This is a genomic window from Vibrio sp. 1CM2L (genome assembly GCF_023161695.1).
Classification (GTDB): domain Bacteria; phylum Pseudomonadota; class Gammaproteobacteria; order Enterobacterales; family Vibrionaceae; genus Vibrio; species Vibrio coralliirubri.
In genome coordinates, this window is record NZ_JALNTT010000002.1 from 809,852 (window position 1) to 824,416 (window position 14,565).

13 protein-coding genes are annotated in these 14,565 nt (G+C 45.5%); 8 read left to right on the forward strand and 5 right to left on the reverse strand.

Annotated features, from left to right (window positions below):
- Positions 1 to 175: 175 nt before the first annotated feature.
- From MSG34_RS08700 to MSG34_RS08715, 4 genes are all read left to right on the forward strand, one after another.
- Positions 176 to 1,630 carry a M48 family metallopeptidase gene (locus tag MSG34_RS08700; RefSeq protein WP_050644964.1) on the forward strand — a complete coding sequence of 485 codons (1,455 nt, stop codon included), beginning with the start codon at positions 176 to 178 and terminating at the stop codon, positions 1,628 to 1,630.
- A 122-nt stretch (positions 1,631 to 1,752) separates the two neighbouring features.
- Positions 1,753 to 2,103 (forward strand): arsenate reductase (glutaredoxin), encoded by a 351-nt coding sequence (gene arsC, locus MSG34_RS08705; RefSeq protein WP_017060711.1) that lies wholly within the window; start codon positions 1,753 to 1,755, stop codon positions 2,101 to 2,103.
- Between the two features lie 6 nt (positions 2,104 to 2,109).
- The gene (wrbA, locus tag MSG34_RS08710; protein WP_050644963.1) at positions 2,110 to 2,703 is read left to right on the forward strand and encodes an NAD(P)H:quinone oxidoreductase; all 594 of its coding nucleotides are present in this window, start codon (positions 2,110 to 2,112) and stop codon (positions 2,701 to 2,703) included.
- On the forward strand, positions 2,700 to 3,137 hold the full coding sequence (locus MSG34_RS08715) for a DUF2069 domain-containing protein (RefSeq protein WP_050644962.1): 438 nt from the start codon (positions 2,700 to 2,702) through the stop codon (positions 3,135 to 3,137). The genes wrbA and MSG34_RS08715 overlap by 4 nt, the downstream gene beginning before the upstream one ends.
- Before the next feature lie 110 nt (positions 3,138 to 3,247).
- On the opposite strand, the gene MSG34_RS08720 is transcribed toward MSG34_RS08715, so the two are convergent.
- Complete coding sequence (locus MSG34_RS08720; protein WP_248337047.1) at positions 3,248 to 4,501, reverse strand: DUF2066 domain-containing protein; 1,254 nt, start codon at positions 4,499 to 4,501, stop codon at positions 3,248 to 3,250.
- Between the two features lie 278 nt (positions 4,502 to 4,779).
- Between MSG34_RS08720 and MSG34_RS08725 the strand changes: the two genes are divergently transcribed.
- The gene (locus MSG34_RS08725) at positions 4,780 to 6,018 is read left to right on the forward strand and encodes a uracil-xanthine permease family protein (RefSeq protein ID WP_050619933.1); all 1,239 of its coding nucleotides are present in this window, start codon (positions 4,780 to 4,782) and stop codon (positions 6,016 to 6,018) included.
- 141 nt (positions 6,019 to 6,159) lie between these two features.
- Here MSG34_RS08725 and upp read toward each other — a convergent pair whose 3' ends face one another.
- A complete protein-coding gene (gene upp / locus MSG34_RS08730) occupies positions 6,160 to 6,786 on the reverse strand; it encodes a uracil phosphoribosyltransferase (RefSeq protein ID WP_017060716.1) in 627 nt (208 codons plus the stop codon).
- A 169-nt stretch (positions 6,787 to 6,955) separates the two neighbouring features.
- Here upp and purM point away from each other — a divergent pair, with 169 nt between their 5' ends.
- A complete protein-coding gene (gene purM / locus MSG34_RS08735; RefSeq protein ID WP_008222945.1) occupies positions 6,956 to 7,996 on the forward strand; it encodes a phosphoribosylformylglycinamidine cyclo-ligase in 1,041 nt (346 codons plus the stop codon).
- A 132-nt stretch (positions 7,997 to 8,128) separates the two neighbouring features.
- Positions 8,129 to 8,803: a phosphoribosylglycinamide formyltransferase gene (gene purN, locus MSG34_RS08740; RefSeq protein WP_248337049.1), complete on the forward strand. Its 675-nt coding sequence runs from the start codon at positions 8,129 to 8,131 to the stop codon at positions 8,801 to 8,803.
- Between the two features lie 103 nt (positions 8,804 to 8,906).
- On the opposite strand, the gene MSG34_RS08745 is transcribed toward purN, so the two are convergent.
- Together MSG34_RS08745 and lpcA are read right to left on the reverse strand one after the other, a co-directional pair.
- On the reverse strand, positions 8,907 to 9,752 hold the full coding sequence (locus MSG34_RS08745) for a class II glutamine amidotransferase (protein WP_050649617.1): 846 nt from the start codon (positions 9,750 to 9,752) through the stop codon (positions 8,907 to 8,909).
- A gap of 67 nt (positions 9,753 to 9,819) precedes the next feature.
- Positions 9,820 to 10,395 (reverse strand): D-sedoheptulose 7-phosphate isomerase, encoded by a 576-nt coding sequence (lpcA, locus tag MSG34_RS08750; RefSeq protein WP_017063379.1) that lies wholly within the window; start codon positions 10,393 to 10,395, stop codon positions 9,820 to 9,822.
- Positions 10,396 to 10,723: 328 nt separating this feature from the next.
- On the opposite strand from lpcA, the gene fadE reads away from it, so the two are divergent.
- Positions 10,724 to 13,189 carry an acyl-CoA dehydrogenase FadE gene (gene fadE, locus MSG34_RS08755; protein WP_050647915.1) on the forward strand — a complete coding sequence of 822 codons (2,466 nt, stop codon included), beginning with the start codon at positions 10,724 to 10,726 and terminating at the stop codon, positions 13,187 to 13,189.
- Positions 13,190 to 13,317: 128 nt separating this feature from the next.
- Here the strand turns inward: fadE and MSG34_RS08760 are convergent, their stop codons facing one another.
- On the reverse strand, positions 13,318 to 14,565 hold the full coding sequence (locus MSG34_RS08760) for a TIGR03503 family protein (RefSeq protein ID WP_248337051.1): 1,248 nt from the start codon (positions 14,563 to 14,565) through the stop codon (positions 13,318 to 13,320).

A 14,565-nucleotide genomic window follows, 5' to 3' on the forward strand; every position in this document is an offset into this window, starting at 1 on the left:
TGAGCTCGATGCTTATTATAAGGGTCGTATTGTAATCTGTTTTTGAAAACGCGCCATCATTCATTCATCTTCCTTCATGATAGCGCACGCACTTGGCAAAGGTTAAATCAGATAAAGAACCAATTTGCATTGCACTTGTCTTACTGTCAGAAGAAACGGAGTATTACTGACTAATATGTTTAAACGCGCTCGCTCAATTGCTTGCTTATGCATCGCAGCCACATTAAGCACCCCAACTATGGCGAATACCAATAGTTTGGAGCTACCAGATATCGGTACCGCTGCTGGCGGCACACTCACTATCGACCAAGAGCTTATCTATGGTGATGCCTACATGCGCATCATCAGAAGCAGCCAGCCTATCGTAAACGACCCAGTTCTAAACCTGTATATTGATACGCTTGGCCATCGTCTGGTCGCGAACGCAAATGATGTAAAGACACCTTTCCAGTTCTTTATGATCCGTGACCGCAACATCAACGCCTTTGCTTTCTTTGGTGGTTATGTTGCTTTGCACTCAGGTCTATTCCTGCATGCACAATCTGAAAGTGAATTGGCTTCTGTATTAGCGCACGAAATCGCGCACGTAACCCAACGTCACTTAGCGCGTAGTATGGAAGACCAAGCGCGCCGCTCTCCAGCAACCATTGCAGCGCTAGCAGCCTCTGTATTACTCGCAATTGCAGCGCCTGAAGCCGGCATTGCAGCCCTAACGGCAACGACTGCGGGTAATATGCAAAGCCAAATCAACTACACACGTAGTAATGAAAAAGAAGCCGACCGCTTTGGTATCAACACGCTGGCAAAAGCTGGGTTTGATGTGAATGCTATGCCACGTTTCTTTGGCCGTTTAGCTGATGAATACCGCTATGCAAGTACACCACCGCCAATGCTACTGACTCACCCATTACCAGAAGACCGAATCACCGATTCACGTGCTCGTGCTCGTAGTTACCCGCCACTGAAACTGGCTCCGTCTCTGGACTACCACCTAGCAAGAGCCCGCATTGTTGCGCGCTATGCTGGCATTAATAATGATGCAGCTCTTGATTGGTTTGAGCGTCAGCTAAAGAAAGCCCCTAAAGCTTTGGTTCCGTCATTAGAATATGGCCAAGCACTGGTTTACCTAGACTCTAAAAAATTAGACAAAGCAGAGCCGATTCTGAACAAGCTGATTAACAGCGATCCAACCAACCTGTTTTATCTAGATGCTATTTCCGATCTGCACATCGAGAAGAAACAGCCTGAGGTTGCCATTAAAGAACTTAAATCGGCACTGGTTCGTCAACCAAACAACCCGGTTCTGACCATTAACTACGCCAACGCACTGATTGAAAATGAAGATCTACAAGAAGCTGTTCGCGTATTGCAACGTTACACCCACGATAATCCGAACGACACCAATGGCTGGCACTTACTTTCAAAAGTAAATACGAGCCTTGGTAATAGCGACGAAGAACTGGCTGCTCGTGCAGAAATTTTGGCTCTGCAAGCCAACTGGAACAAAGCGATTCAGTACTACACGCAAGCAAGTCAAATCGCAGAATTAGGAAGCCTAAAACAAGCACGCTACGACGCTCGAATTGATCAGCTAATGATTCAGAGAGAACGCTTCTTGTCGCTACAATAGGATGTTTACTGGTAACAGCTCGTTACCAGAATAAAAAGAAAGCTCAACGTTACACAAAAAAGAAGTCACCCCTGGTGGCTTCAGCTAAACAACTAAATCAAAAATAATAATGAGGAAGAACCATGTCTGTCGTGATTTATCATAACCCACGCTGCTCAAAGAGCCGTCAAACTCTAGAAGTGCTTCAGGAAAACGGCGTACAGCCAGAGGTCATCAAATACCTGGAGACTCCGTTAACAGTTGAACAGCTGAAAGTACTGTTCACTCAGCTTGGTTTTGACAGTGTTCGCGACATGATGCGCACCAAAGAAGCGGACTACAAAGAAGCAAACCTTGGCGATGCTTCGGTTACTGATGAAGATCTTTTCGCCGCGATGGCAACCAATCCAAAACTGTTTGAGCGCCCAGTGGTTGTCGCGAACAACAAAGCAAAAATTGGTCGTCCACCAGAGCAAGTGCTAGAGATTCTGTAATCCAATATGAGCATTAACATTCTTGTTCTTTATTACAGTCGCCACGGCAACACACAAGCTCTAGCAAGGCAGATTGCACGAGGGGTGGAGTCCATCCCGGACTGTGAAGCCATGTTAAGAACGGTGAACGACGTGTACACGGTAGAAGAGCAGCCTGATTCGCGCTATCAACCAACCGATCCTATTGCCTCGTTACAAGAGCTTCGATCTTGTGATGGTTTGGCGCTAGGCAGTCCGGTTTGGTTTGGCAACATGGCCGGGCCAATGAAGCACTTTTGGGATAGCACGACATCAATGTGGATCAATGGTGATCTCATCGATAAGCCAGCTTGTGTCTTTACCTCTTCTTCATCACTGCATGGTGGTCAAGAGACGACACAGCAAAGCATGATGTTGCCTCTGCTTCATCACGGCATGTTAGTCGTGGGCATCCCCTACTCAGAGCCTGCACTGCACACCACGCAAACCGGTGGTACGCCTTATGGTGCAAGCAGTACTGGAGAGAGCGCTTCGCTTAGCAAAGAAGAGATTGAGTTGGCGCAAAACCTAGGTAAACGCCTAGCGCGCATCGCGTTAAACCAAAAGGGAATTTCTCAATGATGTATATGCCAGAGAAGGCTATGTCTCCCAAAACCAAGCTATTTCGCTACCTTGCTTTAGCGGGCAACTTGTCACTTTTATTCTGGGTGGTGGCTTGGCAGATAACGCTTTCACCGCACCCTCATCTCAGTAATGTCACACTGGCGATTGCTTGGGCTATCCCACTGTTACTGCCACTGCCGGGCATTTTAGCAGGAAAACCTTATACGCACGCATGGGCGAATTTCGTCTTGATGCTCTATTTCCTACACGCATTAACTATCTTGTATGTAGACGATGGTGAACGTTTATTAGCGGCTATAGAACTGCTTCTGACGACTCTAGGTTTCGTGGGCAATATCTTATTTACTCGCTTTAGAGCCAAAGAGTTAGGCATCAAATTGAAGCGCCTTTCCGAAGTAGAAAAGAGAGAGAAAGCTAAGTTCGAGCAGTAATATTAAACCCATGCTTTTAAACTGACCGCTTATAAACAAAAAGCCCTGCGAGATTGCTCTTGCAGGGCTTTTTTCATGTTTTCATTTCAATCAGTCATGTCAGCTGACAATTATGAGCGAACCCACTCGTAGACCAAGCTTGGCTTAGCATGTACTGGCGCAGTGATGGTTAGATCTTCTGTACTAGAATCCTCTAACGTTGCGTCAGGCGTTAGCTCAGCATCCTCAGATACCTCGTTGCCCTTAATCACTTGTACGCCTGAGTCAGTTTCGTCACCAACGACTTCAGCAGCGTCTGTTGAATCATCACCGACAGACATTGTGTTGTCTTGAGTTTCAAATTCAGGACTCACTTCAGGCTCAATGTAAGATTCTTCAACCTTCGCAACTTGGCGAATACTTGCTACTTCTTGCTCAAACTCTTGTTGAGTCGACAATAAGTGAATTCGGAAAGTGACTTCGTTGTTCTGAATCTTCAGAATATCTAGGCTTGCAACCGAGTTTAGACGCTTAAGTGCGTTTTCCAACTGGAAGAAGTCTTGAGCATTATTCAGGCTAATAAACTGCGTTAAAATCGATTCTGATGACTCACTCGCTACCGTCACAGCACTTTTGCCTGCGTAGTAGTTACTGATTTGGTCGACTAACTTCTTAGAAGTCGTTGCGCTGTTACCTGATAAAGAACCACTTACAGGCGATGTTGGTGCGCTCGTCAATTGACTTGGCTTTTGATCGTATAGAGCCCAACGTAGGCCTGAAGATTGAGCCTTTATCACCAGCACAGCATCAACAGGGTAACGCTGACTCGCTTTACTGATTGGCGTAACAAAGCTGCCCCACAAATCAGAAGTCGCAATACCTGTAATATCGTCAAAGTCACCCACAGGCAGCGTTAGAGGCAAGCCACGCTCTTTTGCGTTCGCTTGTAAGCCAGCGGCCAACTGTGAGTTAGAGTGTTCCCATACGATGTTCTTGTCGTAGTTGTCCTCTTCCACCAGCCAAACAAGGATGTTTGAACGCGTATCAGGCCAGTAAGGTAACTGTGCTTGAGTCAGTAGAGAACGGATTTGAGCACCGTTAAAACGCATACGCAATGTTGATTGGTCATTGCTTTCGCCAAAACTCATTTGAGACATGTACTGCGAACTCTTGCGCATCGCCTTTTGAATCGTCTCATTCGAAGCGACATCAGTTTGGCCAGTCGCACGTATCAATACCTGCTCCATACCTGTATTTCTTGCCACTTGTTCTGGCTGTTTGTCTTCAGCGTTAATCGCAACTTCAGCACTAAAAATATCTACTTGAGTTAAGGCATAACTCGGAGAGGTTAATAGTCCCATCAACAACAATGCTATGTAGCGCATACTGATCCTAATATTCAAATCTTGTGCCTAGATGATAAGCAACTATGGATTGAGGGGCAAGGTCGTTAGCGCCCACTGTGTTTAATAACCACAAAATATCACCTGGCCATGATAAATCGCTCACTTATAAACTGAATTTCTAGGGTTTAGATGGATATAAAACATCACTAAGATAAATAAATTTGATCTATCTGGTGTAGCAATCGATTGCTAAGTGATAGAATCCCGCGAATTTTATTTTTCACTTTTCATATAACGACCATTTTTAAGGACATATCATGAAAAATGCTTTGCAAGGTGCGCAAATGCTGTTCGTAGCTTTTGGTGCGCTTGTACTCGTGCCGCTACTAACAGGACTTGATCCTAACGTTGCACTCTTTGGCGCAGGTATCGGTACCCTTTTATTCCAACTTATTACACGCCGTTCAGTGCCAATCTTCTTAGCGTCTTCTTTCGCATTCATCGCGCCTATCATGTTTGGTATTCAAACTTGGGGTGTAGGTGCAACCATGGGTGGCCTTATGGCGGCCGGTGTTGTGTATGTACTAATGGGCGCGTTAATTAAAGTTCGTGGTGTTGGCTTCATCCATAAACTGCTTCCACCTGTCGTAGTTGGCCCTGTGATCATGGTTATCGGTTTAGGCCTTGCGCCTGTCGCAGTAAACATGGCACTAGGTAAGACAGGCGATGGCGCAGTTCAGCTTGTTGATGCAGATGCAGCACTGTGGATCTCTTCGATTTCACTGTTAGTGACCATTGTCATCAGTGTGTTCTCTAAAGGCTTCCTTAAGCTACTACCAATCTTCGGTGGTATTGTCGCGGGTTACATCACTAGCTTGGTTTATGGCGCAGTCGACTTCACACCAGTAGCTCAAGCATCTTGGTTAGCACTGCCAAACTTCACGGCTCCAGAGTTCAACATCAACGCGATCTTCTTTATGGTATTTGTTGCGATTGCACCTGCTGTTGAACACGTAGGTGACATGCTTGCTATCTCTAACGTGACCGGTAAAGACTACCTTAAAAAACCAGGCCTACACCGCACAATCACTGGCGACGGTGTAGCAACAATTGCTGCTTCTATGTTGGGCGCGCCACCAAACACTACCTACAGTGAAGTAACAGGCGCGGTAATGCTGACCAAAGCATTCAACCCAGTGATCATGACTTGGGCTGCTGTAACAGCCATCGTTCTTGCATTGGTCGGTAAGCTAGGTGCACTACTTCAAACGATTCCGGTTCCTGTAATGGGCGGCATCATGATTCTACTGTTTGGCTCTATCGCAACCGTAGGTTTGAATACTCTAATTCAAAACAAAGTTGACCTACACAAATCACGCAACCTTGTGATTGTCGGCATTACTTTAGTCTTTGGTATTGGCGGCATGGCCTTTGGTATCGGTGACTTTAGCCTACAGGGCGTAAGCCTATGTGGCATCGTAGCGATTTTACTTAACCTAGTGCTTCCAGATGAGCTAGGTGACAACACTGTGGTAGATAAAGCTCAAATCGATTAATGAACCGGTAAGGCTAGATTCAAAAGAATCACAACCTAACAAGATCAAAAAAGGGAGAGCATCGAATGCTCTCCCTTTTTATTAATACGGTTAATTCAGAGAGTTAAGGAACTGTTTAGGGTCACTTAAGCTGAAACCGAATTACTTAGTACCGAAGATCTTGTCGCCAGCATCGCCAAGACCAGGAACAATGTAGCCCTTGTCGTTTAGCTTCTCATCGATTGCAGCCGTGTAAAGCTCAACATCTGGGTGCGCTTTTTCTAGAGCAGCGATACCTTCAGGAGCAGCAACAAGCACAAGAATCTTAAAGTGCTTACAACCTTTCTCTTTCATCAGGTCGATAGTCGCGATCATAGAACCACCTGTCGCAAGCATTGGGTCTACCACTAGAGCAATACGCTCATCGATGTTAGATGCAAGCTTGTTGAAGTATGGTACTGGCTCAAGTGTTTCTTCGTCACGGTAGATACCAACAACGCTGATACGTGCACTTGGAATGTGCTCAAGAACGCCGTCCATCATGCCTAGACCAGCACGTAGGATTGGCACTACCGTTACTTTTTTACCTTTAATTTGGTCAACTTCTACTGGGCCGTTCCAACCGTTAATCGTCACACGCTCAGTTTCAAAGTCTGATGTCGCTTCGTATGTTAGAAGGCTACCCACTTCTGTCGCTAGCTCACGAAAACGCTTAGTGCTAATCTCACCTTCACGCATCAGGCCAATTTTATGTTTTACTAGCGGGTGTTTCACTTCAACAACTTTCATTTCCAACTCCGGCAATATTTAAACAAACCTGTAGATTATACACGAACTCTAAGGTTATTTCAGAATCTTTATTCTAATAAAAAAAACCGCGCAAACGTTTGCTCTTGGTAATCAAGCCCTGTTAGAATAGCGCCGTTTTCACATCCAACTTAAGTTCGAGGACTATCCCGTGAGTGGTAATACTTCTTCTCTAAGCTACAAAGACGCTGGTGTTGATATCGACGCAGGTAATGCACTAGTAGACCGTATCAAAGGTGCTGTTAAACGCACTCGTCGCCCTGAAGTAATGGGCGGTATTGGTGGCTTTGGCGCCCTATGTGAACTTCCAACGAAATACAAAGAGCCGGTACTTGTTTCAGGTACTGATGGTGTTGGTACTAAACTTCGCCTTGCTTTGGATCTGAAAAAACACGACACCATTGGTATCGACCTAGTGGCAATGTGTGTGAACGACTTAATCGTTCAAGGTGGTGAGCCGCTATTCTTCCTAGACTACTACGCAACAGGTAAGCTAGATGTAGATACAGCAGCAGACGTTGTTTCTGGTATTGCTGAAGGCTGTGTTCAAGCTGGCTGTGCACTAATCGGTGGTGAAACTGCTGAAATGCCAGGCATGTACGAAGGCGACGACTACGATGTAGCTGGCTTCTGTGTTGGTGTTGTAGAAAAAGCTGACATCATTGACGGCACTAAAGTAGCAGCAGGCGACGCACTTATCGCTGTTGGCTCAAGTGGTCCACACTCAAACGGTTACTCTTTAATTCGTAAAGTCCTAGAAGTTTCTGGTGCTGATAAGAGTGAAGAACTAGAAGGTCGCACTATCGGTGAGCACCTACTAGAACCTACTAAGATTTACATCAAATCGGCACTTAAGATGATTGCAGAGCATGACATTCATGCTATCTCGCACATCACAGGTGGTGGTTTCTGGGAAAACATCCCACGCGTACTTCCTGAAGGTACTAAAGCAGTCATTGATGGCAAGAGCTGGGAATGGCCTGCTATCTTCAACTGGCTACAAGAGAAAGGTAACGTGGAGACATTTGAAATGTACCGCACTTTCAACTGTGGTGTAGGCCTAGTCGTTGCTCTACCTAAAGATCAAGCAGACGCTGCTGTTGAACTACTGAAAGCTGAAGGCGAAAACGCTTGGGTTATCGGTGAGATCGCAAACGCTGAAGCTGGCGAAGAGCAAGTTGAAATCAAATAAGTGATACGCTCACTTACTTAGATAATCAATGAGGACCTAATGGTCCTCATTTTGCTATTTAGCCCGCAGAAAACCTTAGTTTATGTAGGTACATTGTAAACAGTTCCGTTAATCAATCGTATGACCCACTCTATGAAAAACAATCACTCAAATAAAACCAGTCACTCTAAGAAAAACATCGTTGTGTTAGTTTCAGGAAGCGGAAGTAACTTACAGGCAATTTTGGATGCTTGTGATAACAATATGATTGATGCTTCAGTTAAGGCTGTCTTTTCAAACAAAGCAGAGGCTTTTGGATTAGAACGAGCGAAAACCGCAGGTGTTGACGCACATTCAGTGAATCCAAAAGACTTTGGTTCTCGTGAAGAGTTCGATCATGAATTGATGATTCAGATTGATGCATACCAACCCGATTTGATCGTACTTGCAGGATACATGCGTATCCTGAGTTCAGAGTTTGTTCGTCACTATTCGGGAAAAATGGTCAACATCCACCCTTCCCTGTTACCTAAGTACCCAGGCCTACACACCCACCAGCGTGCTATTGATGCACAAGATAAAGAGCACGGAACTAGTGTCCACTTTGTTACCGAAGAGCTTGATGGTGGCCCTGTGATCTTACAAGCTAAGGTTCCGGTATTTGAAGATGATGATGCTGATATGTTGGCAAGCCGAGTGCTTACTCAAGAACACTGCATTTACCCTATGGTCTGTAAATGGTTCGCCGAAGATCGTTTATCAATGCTAAATGGGCAAGCTGTCTTAGACGGTAAGGCATTAGGTAAACACGGTTACGCAGAAGAGTAATTCTTCAGAAACTAAATCAAATCCAAAAAAAGGCCGCTTACTGATTCATTAGTTCAGTAAGCGGCCTTTTTTTATACGGTTCAAATAATACTATTCGGAGTACTTAGCTTAATGGCTCAGTTGGCGCTTGGCTTGCTACCTTCTTCGGCGCATAAGCGACATCTTCCAACGCTTGATGGTTATTGCCAATTAGCTCACCAAAATGAAACAGCGCGTATTCACCCGGCTTCATTCTAAACCACTCTTCATTGTCTGTTAGAGGCTGAGTTGCCACCACTGTAACCACATCATTAGGCGTAGTTTCTTCTTGGAAGTTAATCTCAACATCTTCATCAATCAGGCTCGCTTTACCAAAAGGTGCGCGCCTTGTTATCCAGTACAAATGGTTGGTGCAGTAGGTCATCACATACTCACCATCACTGAGTAACATGTTGAAAACGCCTTTCTCTCGGAGCTTGTCACAACACTCAGCCACAAAGCGAAACATACCTTCCATATCTTGAGGTGGCTCAGGGAAACGCTCTTCAAGTTGTTTGAGTAGCCAACAGAACGAGAGCTCACTGTCTGTCTCGCCAACCGGTCTGAAACGACCACTAATCAGATCGTCGTAATCCGTTAATTGACCATTGTGAGCGAAGGTCCAGTATCGCCCCCAAAGCTCACGAGTAAAAGGGTGTGTATTCTCTAGATTAACACCACCACGGTTCGCTTGACGGATATGACTGACAACGGCTTGGCTTTTAATTGGGTAGTTTTGAACCAACTCAGCGATCTTAGATTCACAGCTAGGGTTAGGATCTTTAAATGTACGAAAACCCTTTCCTTCATAAAAGGTAATACCCCAGCCATCGCGGTGCGGGCCAGTATTGCCTCCACGCTGCATAAGACCAGTAAAGCTAAAACAAATATCAGTTGGCACATTCGCGCTCATACCGAGCAATTCACACATGGTTTAATCTACTCCCTATTAAAACCAATGGAGCCACAAAGCTGGGCTCCAAATGTCTGTAAAACTATTATTCCATCTCTTTTTCAACAAGCTGAATCACAATATGAATGATCTTAATGTGAATCTCTTGGATGCGATCTGCATAACCAAAGTGTGGCACTCGGATTTCGATATCAGCACAACCCGCCATTTTACCGCCATCTTTACCCGTCAATGCAATCGTCTTCATGCCTTTAGCTTGAGCAGCTTCAATCGCTTTTAGAATATTGGCAGAGTTACCTGAAGTCGACAGACCGAACAACACATCACCTTTACGACCTACCGCTTCTACATAACGAGAAAATACGTGGTCGTAGCCAAAATCATTACTCACACAAGACAGGTGGCTTGGATCTGAAATCGCAATGCCAGCGTAACCTGGACGGTTTTCACGGTATCGGCCAGTAAGCTCTTCCGCAAAGTGCATTGCGTCACAGTGTGAACCACCGTTACCACAAGAAAGCACCTTACCCTCTTGCTTGAATGAGTCAGCAATCAGTTTTGCCGCCGCTTCAATTTGAGCGATGTTATGGTCATCACTTAGGAACTTATTCAGAACGTCAGCAGCTTCGTTCAATTCACTTTTGATTAGGTCTTGGTACATAAGGCTTATCTCTTATTTTTTTGACGTAACTTAAAGTACGCGAAATGAGAACTGAGGGTTTTCCCCTCTTTATAGCTGAGTTTACCCACAAACATGAAATAGTGTCGACACTTAAGCCCAAAGATTGCCACCTTAATTAACTTGTCGTTGTAAATCCGTCCAAATATTCGCCACCAACCTCTCACAATTAGAACTTTAACTCTATTGAGATCACTTTTTACTCACTTTGGAGTTTTACAAATATTTAATATTTTGTTTACACTTGACTGGTTAGACCTCTTACCTAAAACTTAATAACAATAAGTGATCTCTGAAAAGGAAATCGATCATGAACATATTGCTCTCCCTACTCGGCATGACCGCCATCTTAGGCGTCTGTCTTTACCATAGAGTTAGTCTGGTACGTGCATTAGTTGTATTAACCGGCGCAATGGTAGCATTAACACTGTTTGGCGGCGTGGCAGTCACTGGATGGCTTTGCTATCTATTAGCCGTTGCGATCTTTGCTGTACCGACCATTCGTCAGACACTGATCAGCCAAAAAGCACTCTCTTTATTTAAGAAAGTTCTACCGGCGATGTCTCAGACAGAAAAAGAAGCACTAGAAGCTGGCACAGTATGGTGGGAAGCAGAGCTGTTCAAAGGTAAACCTGAATGGAAGAAGCTTCAGAACATTGCTGACCCTAAGCTCTCTGAAGCTGAGCAAGCGTTTTTAGATGGCCCTGTGAATACCGTGTGTGAAATGGTCAATGATTACCAAGTGACACATGAGCTTGCTGATTTGCCACCAGAAGTATGGCAATACCTGAAAGACCATAAATTCTTCGCCATGATCATCAAGAAAAAATACGGCGGCTTAGAGTTCTCAGCTTACGCTCAATCTTTGGTTCTACAGAAGCTAACGGGCGTTTCTAGTGTATTGTCATCGACCGTTGGCGTACCTAACTCATTAGGCCCTGGTGAGCTTTTACAACACTACGGTACAGAAGAACAAAGAAACCACTACCTGCCTCGCCTAGCGGAAGGTAAAGAGATCCCTTGTTTTGCTCTGACTAGCCCAGAAGCCGGTTCAGATGCAGGTTCAATCCCAGATTACGGTGTGGTTTGTAAAGGCGACTGGCAAGGCGAAGAAGTACTTGGCATGCGCCTAACTTGGAACAAGCGTTACATCACTCTCGCGCCTGTCGCGACCGTTCTAGGCTTGGCTTTTAAACTTCGTGACCCAGACGGTCTGCTTGGTGACCAAAAAGATCTTGGTATCACCTGTGCGCTTATCCCAACAGATTTAAAAGGCGTAGAGATTGGCAACCGCCACTTCCCACTAAACGTACCTTTCCAGAATGGTCCAACGCAAGGCGACGATATCTTCGTGCCTATCGATTTCATCATTGGTGGCCAGAAAATGGCAGGTCAAGGCTGGCGCATGCTGGTTGAGTGTCTGTCGGTTGGTCGTGGTATCACACTGCCTTCAAACTCAACAGGTGGCATTAAGTCTGCTGCGCTCGCAACAGGCGCTTACGCTCGTATCCGCCGTCAGTTTAAACAGCCTATTGGTCGTATGGAAGGGGTTGAAGAGCCACTTGCACGCCTGGCAGGTAACGCTTATGTAATGGACGCTGCAAGTAATCTAACCGTCGCAGGTATCGACCTTGGTGAAAAGCCTTCGGTTATCTCTGCAATCGTTAAGTACCACTGTACTCACCGAGGCCAACGCAGCATCATTGATGCGATGGATATCGTCGGCGGTAAAGGTATTTGCTTAGGCCCATCGAACTTCCTAGCTCGTGGCTACCAAGGCTCACCTATCGCGATAACGGTTGAAGGCGCAAACATCCTGACTCGTTCAATGATCATCTATGGTCAAGGTGCGATTCGTTGTCACCCTTACGTACTGAACGAAATGGAAGCCGCTTATTCTGAAAGCAGCGATGCGCTTGATAAGTTTGATTCAGCGTTAGCAGGACACGTTAGCTTCACTATGAGCAACCTAGTCCGCAGCTTGTGGTTTGGTTTAACCGATGGCCGTGGTTCTGATGCGCCAACACCTTCAAATAAAACAGATAAACAGACACAGCGTTATTACCAACAACTAAACCGCTACAGTGCAAACCTAGCGCTACTGTCTGATATTTCAATGGCAGTTCTAGGCGGTTCACTGAAGCGTAGAGAACGTTTATCAGCAAGATTGGGTGATATCCTGAGTCAACTTTACCTCGGTTCAGCAACGTTGAAGCGCTTTGAAAGTGAAGGCAGCCACGCTGAAGATCTACCGTTAGTACATTGGGGTATGCAAGATAGCTTACGTCAGACTGAAGTGGCGATTGATGAGTTCTTAGCGAACTTCCCTAACCCTGTGATTGGTCGCCTGCTTCGTGTTGTGTTAATGCCATTTGGCCGTATCCGTCGTGCACCAAACGACAAACTGGATAGCAAAGTCGCGCACATTCTACAAACACCAAGCGAAACACGCTCTCGTATAGGTCGCGGCCAATACCTAGAAGCGACGGAATACAACCCAGTAGGTAAGATTGAAAAAGCGCTAGAAGTGATTCTTCAAGCTGAACCCCTGTTCGACAAAGTCTGCAAAGAGACGCATCAAAAACGTGCCTTCTTACGACTTGATCTTGTTGCTCAGTTGGGACTTGAGAAAGGTATCTTAACTCAAGACGAAGCAAATCTTCTGATTAGCGCTGAGGAACATAGACTGTACACGATTAACGTGGATGACTTCTCACCAGAGGAGCTTGCAGCAAAGTCTCAATACCCAGACCAATCGATTGATAACGTCGCTTAAGACCAGAAAAAGAAACAAAAACGGGACTCCTATGAGTCCCGTTTTTTTGTTCATGATTTCGTTGCCACAAATTCCAATGCTTTATCTAGCGGCTTATTCTCTCTAGACAATCTAATCATCTAAGCGAGTTACTTCGGCGCCTTGAGCTGCATCTCAGGTAACGCTTTTTTCTTCGCCTTAACCTTACGAGCCACAAACCAAATCAATAAGCCCAATAGAATCGCGACCACATTACCCACCGCAATAATGATCATACTGCGCTGTCTGTCATCTTCACGTTTTTGAAGGATCATCAACTCTGTTGCGATACGCTTCTGTTCAGCAAGTGCTTCTTCTTGAAGGCGTCGTGACTCTGCTAAGTCGATATCTTCAACAACGCTGTACGACTGCTCGGTAATAGGAAAGATCAGCGGGCGCTGACTTGAAGCATCAGTGGCGTAAACCATCCCTGACCAATTATAAATCCCCAAATCGCCATTATAAGGCACCTCAAGAGCGACTTTCATTGCGTCGACTTCAGCTTGCCCCTGCTTGTACATCACATATTCATCAGGAGCCTTGTGCTCAACATGAACCGCTAACGAGCTCGGTGCGATCATCCCCTGCTCACCAGACACCACAATAGTATGAGGTAAACCCTCTTTTCGTGATTGAATGAAGGTGCTAGTGATCGGTGTTGGGTAAACCAAGACTTCTTGCTCTTGCGCTCGCAGGAACACACCATTACCAGAGGTAATACGCGCTCGGTATTTACCGGGCTCGATATCAATTGGCAAAGAGACCGTGAACACACCATCTCCAGCCTTTTCATCAAGATCAACGCCATCATCGGCAAACTCGCCCATCACAACCGGCACCGGGCGCGCTTCTCTCACCAAAGACTCTTCGTTTTCAACAAACTTAGTAAAGGTGACCTTAAGCTTTACGCGATCGAGAAAATCACGCAGCACCAGCGGCTTGCCATCAGAAGTCAGTCGAGCGGTAAATTTGATGCGTTCTGTTTGATACAACTTATCTGGGAACTCATTAGCATCCAAAACAAGATGAGATAGAAGCTTGATATTATTCTTAGGGGAAACTTTGCCTATCGCTTGCCAAGGGCCAGGCATCGGATTGTCGATAGAGATAATGTCCATGGACGATTCTTCGTACCAACGGACATTATCAGCATTGCGCCAAGAGTAGTATTTCTTGCCATCAGGGCGAACCAAAACGACAGGTTTAGAGTTATCGGCTCGATAAATCACAAAGGTGACTTGTTCAATACTGGGATCAACTCGAAAACGGTTGTCCAATAAACTCATTACGGATTCTGTTGCCGCATGTAAGCTAAAGCTTAACAGCAATAAGCAACCGGTAGCCAATACCCTTAACAT

Bases quoted from the DNA above. Each gene is read 5' to 3' on its own strand.
- MSG34_RS08700 (WP_050644964.1), top strand. From the start codon at position 176: ATGTTTAAACGCGCTCGCTCAATTGCTTGCTTATGCATCGCAGCCACA.
- arsC (WP_017060711.1), top strand. From the start codon at position 1,753: ATGTCTGTCGTGATTTATCATAACCCACGCTGCTCAAAGAGCCGTCAA.
- wrbA (WP_050644963.1), top strand. From the start codon at position 2,110: ATGAGCATTAACATTCTTGTTCTTTATTACAGTCGCCACGGCAACACA.
- MSG34_RS08715 (WP_050644962.1), top strand. From the start codon at position 2,700: ATGATGTATATGCCAGAGAAGGCTATGTCTCCCAAAACCAAGCTATTT.
- MSG34_RS08720 (WP_248337047.1), bottom strand. From the start codon at position 4,501: ATGCGCTACATAGCATTGTTGTTGATGGGACTATTAACCTCTCCGAGT.
- MSG34_RS08725 (WP_050619933.1), top strand. From the start codon at position 4,780: ATGAAAAATGCTTTGCAAGGTGCGCAAATGCTGTTCGTAGCTTTTGGT.
- upp (WP_017060716.1), bottom strand. From the start codon at position 6,786: ATGAAAGTTGTTGAAGTGAAACACCCGCTAGTAAAACATAAAATTGGC.
- purN (WP_248337049.1), top strand. From the start codon at position 8,129: ATGAAAAACAATCACTCAAATAAAACCAGTCACTCTAAGAAAAACATC.
- MSG34_RS08745 (WP_050649617.1), bottom strand. From the start codon at position 9,752: ATGTGTGAATTGCTCGGTATGAGCGCGAATGTGCCAACTGATATTTGT.
- lpcA (WP_017063379.1), bottom strand. From the start codon at position 10,395: ATGTACCAAGACCTAATCAAAAGTGAATTGAACGAAGCTGCTGACGTT.
- fadE (WP_050647915.1), top strand. From the start codon at position 10,724: ATGAACATATTGCTCTCCCTACTCGGCATGACCGCCATCTTAGGCGTC.
- MSG34_RS08760 (WP_248337051.1), bottom strand. From the start codon at position 14,565: ATGTTAAGGGTATTGGCTACCGGTTGCTTATTGCTGTTAAGCTTTAGC.